The organism is Lacticaseibacillus pantheris DSM 15945 = JCM 12539 = NBRC 106106 (assembly GCF_001311175.1).
GTDB lineage: Bacteria > Bacillota > Bacilli > Lactobacillales > Lactobacillaceae > Lacticaseibacillus > Lacticaseibacillus pantheris.
This window is the reverse complement of the sequence record NZ_BBAI01000061.1, coordinates 1-8,543: the sequence shown is the minus strand read 5'-3', so window position 1 is coordinate 8,543 and position 8,543 is coordinate 1. Positions and strand designations below refer to the sequence as shown.

The following is an 8,543-nucleotide window of genomic DNA, read 5'->3' as shown; positions in this document are numbered from 1 at the left end:
CGTTACACCCCGGCAGTGGTTACCATTCCGACCCCACAGCCTACGCTCGTCAACTCGGCCGACGCGGCCTCACGTCACTCCGGCAATTGCATCTCAGGCACGTTGCCGCCCCCTTAACTTCCAAATAGTAGGGTAACGAAATTTGCTGTTCGATTATGAATCTTATGGAGTGTACCCGTACGTTTGAGGCAAACTAGCAGGCCTAATTGGTTGGTTTCCAAAGAGGGTGGCAATACTGAATTAGGTTAAGTAGGCGTGACTAATTTTGAGGCGACGGGTAGCTATCACATAGTTGTATATGGCCCGGATTAGCGCATTCTTCCTCGGCCGGTAGTAGTGTGACGGAATCGTTTTGTATAGCATTTACTCTAGTGGACGGTGCAGGAATCAAGTTAATTGTGGACCTGCGTCGTCGTTATCTTTGGCGCCCAAACGTCTGTGTCAATATGCACGAATTAACGTGAATCCGTGGGAAGCCCGGCACGGGCTGGAGCGTGCGGGTGCAACAATCACGGCGGAGGACACGTAAGCCGCAGCCCCCAAACCCGGCCGCATGTTCGCACACACCAACCTAAGACCACACGCAAAAAAGGGCTGGCACCCCAACATGGGTTCCAGCCCTACTTTGCGTACACAATTACTGCTGTGCGCTGATGACGATGTGGTCGTCGACCAGGTCGGCCTTGAGCGTCTTCGCGTCCAGGTGGTCGAGGTAGAAGTCCGTGACGCGGTCGCGGATGTTCTGCTCAATCACACGGCGGAGCGGCCGTGCGCCCATCGCCTCGTCGTAACCCTGCTCGATCAGCCAGTTCTTTGCGTCGTCGCTGACCGTCAGCGTAATGTCTTTTTTTCGCCAAAGTCGTGTTGACGTCATCCAACATCAAGTCGACGATCTTGCCCAAATCCGCCTTGGACAGGTGGCTGAACTCCACGATGCCGTTAAACCGGTTGAGGAATTCTGGCCGGAAGTACGGTGCGAGCCGTTCCATGAGCGTCTGGTCTACCGCAGCTTTGCCGGTTAATGCTTCATTACCAAAGCCGGCGTTGGAGGTCGCGATGATAACAGTGTTCTTGAAGTTGACCACGTTACCCTGGCCGTCCGTCAAGCGGCCGTCATCCATTACCTGCAGTAACAACGTCAGTACCTGCGGGTCGGCCTTCTCGATTTCATCCAGTAGCACGATGGAGTACGGGTTCCGGCGTACCTTTTCGGTCAAAGTGTTGTTGTTGTCGTTGTACCCGACGTACCCGGCGGTAGTCCCAATCAGCTTGGAAACCGCAGTCCGGTCGGAGTATTCGGACATGTCGAGCCGGATGATGGCGTCCTTGTTGCCAAAGAGGTCGCGGGCCAGCTGCTTGGCCAGTTCCGTCTTACCGACCCCAGTTGGGCCAACAAAGAGGAAGCTGCCAATCGGACGGTTGCCTTCATCAAAGCCGGCTCGGTTCCGACGGATGGCGCGGGCCACCATATCGACGGCCTCATCCTGGCCAATCACCTTGCCCTTGAGCCGGTCACCAATACCCTTCAGCCGTTCGATGTCGGATGCACCCATCTGGGCAACTGGGATCCCGGTCAGCCGTTCAACGGCAGCGGCCACGTCATTCGGCGTTGCCGTAACCTGGTCAGGTGTGGCCTCGTCACTGTTCAACTGCTTCTGCGCCGCAGCCAGTTCGTCCTTCAACTTGGCAGCCTGTTCAAAGTCTTCCTTCTGGGCCGCTTCGTCCTTCCGCTGCGTTAAGTCCTTGATGTGGTCCTCCAGGGCGACTTTGTCCATCACCGGGTGCTGGGCCGCTAGGTGTGCGGCCGTCATGTCCAACAGGTCGATGGCCTTGTCGGGCAGGGAGCGCTGCGGAATGTACTGCACCGAGTAATCCACGGCTGCGTGCAGCACGTCGTCTGGCAAAGTAACGTGGTGGTGCTGCTCGTACAGCTTGCGGACTCCCTGCAAAATCTTGAAGGTGTCGTCGGCGCTTGGTGCGTTAATGGTCACGTCGTTGAACCGGCGTGCTAGGGCGGCGTCCTTCATGATGGTGTTGCGGTATTCGTCCTGGGTGGTGGCACCAATCACGGTGATTTCACCACGGGACAGCGCCGGCTTGATGATGTCGGCGAGGCCCTTGCTGCCATCCTCGCCACCGGTAGCGCCAGCCCCGAGAATTTGGTGAATTTCGTCGAAGAACAGGATTACGTTACCGGCCGCCTGCACCTCTTTGATTAAATTCTGAATGTTTTGTTCAAAGGAGCCACGGTACTGGGTGCCGGCCTCCAAACTGGATAGGTCAATCGAGTAGATTTGCTTGTCCTTGACTGCTTCCGGAACCTTGCCGGCCACGATGGCCTGCGCCAGCCCTTCAACCACCGCAGTTTTCCCGACACCGGCGTCACCAACTAGAATCGGGTTATTCTTGGTCCGGCGACTGAGAATTTCAGCGGTTTCCTGAATCTCGTGTTCGCGACCGATGACCGGATCCAGCAGGCCAGACTTGGCTTCTGCGGTCAGGTTGCGGCCGAGTTTTTCCAGGGTGCCACCTTGTTTCTGGGCGGATTCGCCGGTTTGATCTACCGGGATCTCGTTAGTCGACTGTGCGGGCAACTTACCAGTAGAGCGGTATTGTGCAAACTCGTCGGGGGTCATCTCGTGGCCGTTGACGACGTAACGCGCGGAGCCGTCATTGCCCATGCGCCGCATTACCTGGTTGAAAAAGTCGTCCATGTCATTGTTGAAAAATGGGTCTGAAAACTGTGCCATAATGTTTCCCTCCTTCAGGGTTGTGTATTTGCTTAGTTGGGTAAACAGGAGCACCGCTCAGGGCGTAGAAAAAGGTATCACCGACGTGGTGGTACCCATGCTTCTGCTTATTCAACTGGCAGCCGCAAACAAGTTGCCTCACGTCGTTCTCTTGTTTACATAATGTATTATCGCACCTTTTAGCACTCTGTCAACTTGAGTGCTAAAATTCGGCAAGCGGTAGCAATTCAAGGGCGAGTACCATTAATAGAAGACTAACCATCCTGTCTTATTGAGAAACCCAGCAATACAGAGTGTGAATACAGGCGGGCAGATAAATGGTTGTTTGAATTAATTACCGCAATTAATCAAGTGGTTAATGAGGGTATCTAGGCAGAAATTAAAAACAGACTAATTAAATGTAAGTGTCTAAAAAAGCCTCTGTAAAGCGATTCAAAACGGGCAATACCGTCTAAAAATGACAAAATCCATTGCAATCAGATCACGACTTCACTTATAATCTACTTAGCACTAAAGTTTTAATAATTTGTATTTTGCTGCTGCCAGAAGCTGATATTTGTGGGGAAATGTCGGGCTTTGCAACTTGTTTGAGTTGTTGTGTCCTGTTTCATTAACAATATCGGATACTGTCGGCTTTTTTTGTTGGACATGTGCAAGGCAGGGACGCCAACCATTACTAATAATGGTTAGCGCGCCTGTTGCGTTGTAGTTTGGATCTGTGCGGGTTAACTACGCATAGAGTAGCTACTTTGAAAGAAGAGGTGTATGCACTTTGATGAGATTAATTAACATGAAGCGCAACCGGAATGCGAAGAATACTAGGTACCGCATGTATAAAGACGGCAAAAAGTGGATTTTTGCCTCATTATTCATCGCCGCAACTGCCCTTGGCGGTGGCGCGGTCCTTGGTTCTGCGCAGCCCGTTTCCGCTGCGGAGGCTGGGGTTGCCGTTACGGCAGCGTCATCAGCCGCGGATAATACTGCGGCGTCAACGGCCGCGGACACTACGGCCTCAACGGCATCATCAGCTGTTGGGTCCTCATCCGCCACTGCGGCCAGTACCGCTGTTACTTTGAATACTGATGCGGCGATTTCTTCCGCATCGGCTAGTGTTGTGGCCGCGTCTAGTGCGGCTTCTTACGCTACGTCCATGTCTGCTATTGCGGGTACGTCATCAGCGGCTTCACTCGCCGCTTTGGCCAACAACGCGTATAGCGAAGCACAGACACAGTACGACGCAACCGTGAAGTACGCTAGTCTGGCAGCTATGTATGGCTCGCAGGGTAACGCAGCCTCTGAGGAAGCTGCATCCACGGCAGCTGACTCGACGGCGGCGGCTGCATCCGCTGCTGCTGCTAAGGCGGCCAGTGCCGCAACCGGTGCTGGATCCGTTGCGGTAACCGCTAACGTTGCCAATGCCGGCAGCTTGGCCAACACGGCTGCATCTACAGCGAATAGCGCATCGTCATTAGCAAGTGTAGCTGCAAGCAATGCGGCCAACGCTTACACGGCGATGCGCTACGATTCGTCGAACACGTCGGTTAAGCAATACTACGAAGCTGCCAGTTCTGTGGCGGTAGCTGCTTCCACAGCTGCATCACAGGCACAGGCATTGGCTTCGTCTGCCGCGATGTCTTACCAGTTCGCGCTGTCGGCTGCCCAGGCGGGTGATGCTGCAACGGCGAACAGCTACGCAAATCAGGCAATGTCATACGCAACCGCATCGACGAGTGCGGCTACCGTGGCAGCTTCCGCAGCTTCCGCCGCGGCTGCCAACAACTCTTCGGCGTCTAGTCTTGCAGTTTCTGACGCGGCGACCCAGATTACGACTTCTAGCTCAGCCGCCGCTTCCTCTGCCAAAGTAGCGTCGAGCGCTGCCGCATCCGTGGCAGCAATTACGACCACGCAGGGTAGTGCATACGTTAAGTCGGCCAATAGTTACGCCGCCCAGGATCATCCGCGAACGTGACGGCGGCATCCTACGCTGCTACATCATTGACGAGCGTAGTGCAAGCATACTCGCTAGCCACCGTTACGAGTCAGGCCGCTGCTTCCGCTGCGTCGTACTCGGCCCAGACGGTTTCTGCTGCCAGCTTAGCCGCGCAGTACAATGCGTCGATGGCGAATACACCGCAATCGGGGTCTAAGAACGCATCCGCCACTTTGGCTGCGAACTCTGACGCCATTACGTTGGGCAGCAGTGCCACTTTAACGATGTCTACGTCAAATGGTTTTGTGTTTAAAAACGATGAAGCGTACACAATCTACGAGTCGACTGATGGGACTAACTGGAACACGGTAGGTTCTGCAAGTTCATTCACGTTTACTCCTTCGTACTCAGGAAACTATTATTTCCAAGGTTACTACACGCTTTCTGGTGGATTTGGTCAGTCCGGTCGCGCTGCTACAAATATCATCACCATCGTCGTAAACAACACCAACGGCTCATACCCGTCACAGGCTAGTTCATCAGCGACGGTAGCTCCAGTGCAGCTAAGGACGCCTCAACTGCTACGTCAGCGGCAACTAGCGCAGTCAACAATATGACTAGCAACGCCGCCACGACGTCTGACTTGAACGCCTCGTTTGCTGCAAGTAACGCTAAGGCTGCGCAAACCAGCGCCCAGAGGGCATCCACTGCCGCTTCGAGTGCAGCAGCTGCAGCTTCCACGGCCGCAAGTAATGCATCGAGCGCCCAGGCTGCTGGTAACTACTCCTCAGCAGCATCGTACGCCACGGATGCTTCCACAGCTGCTTCCACTGCATCGAGCGCCGCAATTGTTGCGGCATCGTACAGTGCGGTGGCCGTATCCAACGCGGAGAATGCTATTCTCCTGGCTGCTTCAGCTACCGCGTCGTCGTCAACCGCGGCGTACTTGATTAAGAGTTACGCATCTAATGCATCCTCAAGTGCATCGCAGGCTGGTTCCTTTGCAAAGCAGGCACAGTCCTCCGCGACCGCGGTCAGCAACGCCTTCGTGGCTCAAAGCGCTGCCTTCACTAGCGCTGCCGCAGCGTACAGCACGGCCGCTAACTCATACAGGAGCCAAGCTGCTTCCTTAGCTGCAGTCGCATCGAGCGCCGCCGTAGCTGCTTCCACGGCAACCACATACGTTCAGGCGTCTACTGCTGCTCAGACTGCTGCTACCTACAACAGCATGGCATCCGAAGCGTACAATAACGCATCGCAAGCGACTAGCAACGCGATGGCCATTATCTTTAACGCCGAAAGTACCGCTTATAACAGCACCGCGGCCAGCGCGGTTAACAGCTTGGCTAACGTTAATACGGCAATTAGCGCGGCACAATCGATTGCTAAGTCCGCTGCCGCAGTAAGCAATAACACTACTTTAGGCTCCAGTTATGCTGCTGCAGGCCTAGCCTATGCATCTCAGGCATCGTACTACTCCACGCGAGCGGTCGCTGATTCTACTGCTGCTTCCAGTGCTGCCTCCGCTGCCGTTTCTGCTGCATCAGCTGGTGATTACGTTGCGGCGGCATCGTTCGCCGCAGTATCCAGTTCCGCAGCCACAGCCGCAGTTGATGATGCCAGCTTTGCTAGTTCGACTGCTATTTTGGCTACAGCAGCCGCTTCCAGTGCAGCTGCCTACAGTGTCGACACATCGTCCGATCAACGCGATCCTTCTGGTGATGCGTGGATGTGGGGTAACATGGGTGTTACTTCCGGTAATGTGACTAACCCTGCTGATCAAAACGCTGTAGTCGGCAAGACGGTGACACTTTCTGCTTCGTTTATGCAGTCCGTCTTTCTCAGCGATTGGTTTGGGATTGCCGCAAACTGGTACGTAAACGTTGACGGCACATGGATGACTGCCGCCGATGCCCAAACTGCTGGTTACATTTCCAATTTGTCCACCACCAGTGAAAACTGGATTGGGACATACGGGACTAAGTCCACAATCACCTTTACCAGCAATACGGCTCAGACTATTCTAGCCCAGGCGGTGTACAAGGGTACTCTGCTTGGCTGGACGGGTCTTACGGCTGGAGCAAGCACTGTTGCCCAGGTCAACTTCTACGCCAATGATATCATTGCGACGAACGTGACGATTGATGGTAACGACTACGTTTACACCGGTAACACTTACCAATTTAGCGATACCACTAACCCCGATAACGCAACTGGTACGGTGACATGGGCATCAAGCAATACGGACGTCGGTACGATTGACAACAATGGTACTTTTACCGCTGTGAAGGCGGGGACTACATTGCTGACAGTCACTGTAACCAATGGCGATGGTACGACTGTGAGCGCCTCGAAGATTGTTACGGTTGGTAATGGTCTGGAAGACCAAACCGCCAGCGTGGGCGATCACGTAACCTTCACACCAGAAAACCTGACGGACCTGACCAATGGTGGAGACACTTCAGCGAAGGTTACGTATCAGTGGTACAAGACGCAAAATTCCGATGGGTCAAACGGTGTCGCCATTGACGGCGCAACCGGGTCTACCCTCGACTTGGGTAATGTCACCCTAGACGATGATGCGTACTACTATGTGGTTGCCACCATTACTTCCAATGGTAAGACCAACCAGTCAACGATTGGACCTGCAGAGTTAACGGTTACGAGCCAGTACACAATTCAGGCGTCGTCTTCCGCTTCTAACGCTGCAGTTAATGCAACTGATGCCGGCACGTTTAGCAGTATCGCTACTAGTTACGCAGGTGTTGCTGATAAATATGCAGATGCTGGTAGTGATGCCAGTGCTGCTGCAAGTTCGGCAGATAGTGTCGCAGTTGTCGCTTCGACAGCTGCATCTGCAACATCATCCGCAGCAACCGTAGCCTCTAGCGCCGCTACAGCAGCATCCATTGCAGATGCTGCTGGTAACCTATCCGCAGCTTCTTCATATGCTGCCGTAGCTTCGGCTGCTGACAGTACCGCAATTCAGGAAAAGGAAGTTGCTCAAAGTGCAGCATCCGCCGCAATGAGTTACGCGAGTGCTGCAAGTACCGCGGCAACAAGTGATGATAGCTCCGCCGCATCATCCGCAGCTAGCTCTAGCGCAACCAACGCTGGCTCCTACGCAAGTGCCGCGTCATCGAGCGCCTCGGTAGCATCGAGTGCCGCATCGACGGCTAGCTCCGCCGCTAGCGCTAACCCAGACAACACCGAGATTTCGTCGGCTGCCTCGACTGCGTCGAGCGCCGCATCGGACGCATCCAGTGCGGCATCGGTAGCGTCGAGCGCTGCTTCTGTAGCTAGTTCCGCGGCTTCAAATGGTGACGCTTCGACAGCTTCATCAGCTGAAAGTGTTGCATCAAGCGCCGCTTCGGTAGCATCGTCGGCCGCTTCGGTTGCCGAATCTGCTGCTTCAACGGCCAGCTCCGCCGCATCCAGTGCCGCAAGTTCGGCGGCTAGTTCCGCTGCATCTTCGGCCGCCTCGAGTGCTGCAAGTTCCAGCGCCACGGATGCTGGCTCGTACGCAAGTGACGCCTCCTCGAGTGCATCACTTGCATCAAGTGCCGCATCAACGGCCAGCTCCGCAGCTAGCGCTAACCCAGACAACAGCGAGATTTCGTCGGCTGCCTCGACTGCATCGAGTGCTGCATCAGATGCATCTACGGCAGCATCGGTAGCAAGTTCGGCAGCATCGGTAGCCAGCTCCGCTGCCTCGAATGGTGACGACTCGACTGCGTCGAGTGCCGCATCAGTAGCAAGTTCTGCCGCATCGACGGCTTCTAGCGCTGCATCAGTAGCAAGTTCGGCTGCATCAACGGCCAGCTCCGCCGCATCCAGTGCCGCAAGTTCGGCTGCATCGTCGG

The 8,543-nt window shown here is 54.9% G+C and carries 3 protein-coding genes and 1 pseudogene; 3 read left to right on the top strand and 1 reads right to left on the bottom strand.

Going from position 1 to position 8,543, the window contains the following annotated elements; translation table 11 throughout:
- Positions 1-637 precede the first annotated feature (637 nt).
- A pseudogene (locus tag JCM12539_RS12050) lies at positions 638-2,750 on the bottom strand (ATP-dependent Clp protease ATP-binding subunit).
- Positions 2,751-3,525: 775 nt separating this feature from the next.
- Between JCM12539_RS12050 and JCM12539_RS12045 the strand changes: the two are divergent.
- The 3 genes from JCM12539_RS12045 to JCM12539_RS12035 all read left to right on the top strand — a co-directional run.
- Positions 3,526-4,719: a KxYKxGKxW signal peptide domain-containing protein gene (locus JCM12539_RS12045; RefSeq protein ID WP_225350377.1), complete on the top strand. Its 1,194-nt coding sequence runs from the start codon at positions 3,526-3,528 to the stop codon at positions 4,717-4,719.
- A complete protein-coding gene (locus tag JCM12539_RS12040; RefSeq protein ID WP_054651750.1) occupies positions 4,716-5,297 on the top strand; it encodes a hypothetical protein in 582 nt (193 codons plus the stop codon). Before JCM12539_RS12045 ends, JCM12539_RS12040 begins: the two co-directional genes overlap by 4 nt.
- Positions 5,294-8,543: Ig-like domain-containing protein (locus JCM12539_RS12035; RefSeq protein WP_225350376.1), on the top strand; the 3,250-nt coding region annotated here is incomplete at its 3' end. The genes JCM12539_RS12040 and JCM12539_RS12035, both read left to right, overlap by 4 nt.

Bases quoted from the DNA above. Each gene is read 5' to 3' on its own strand.
- JCM12539_RS12045 (WP_225350377.1), top strand. From the start codon at position 3,526: ATGAGATTAATTAACATGAAGCGCAACCGGAATGCGAAGAATACTAGG.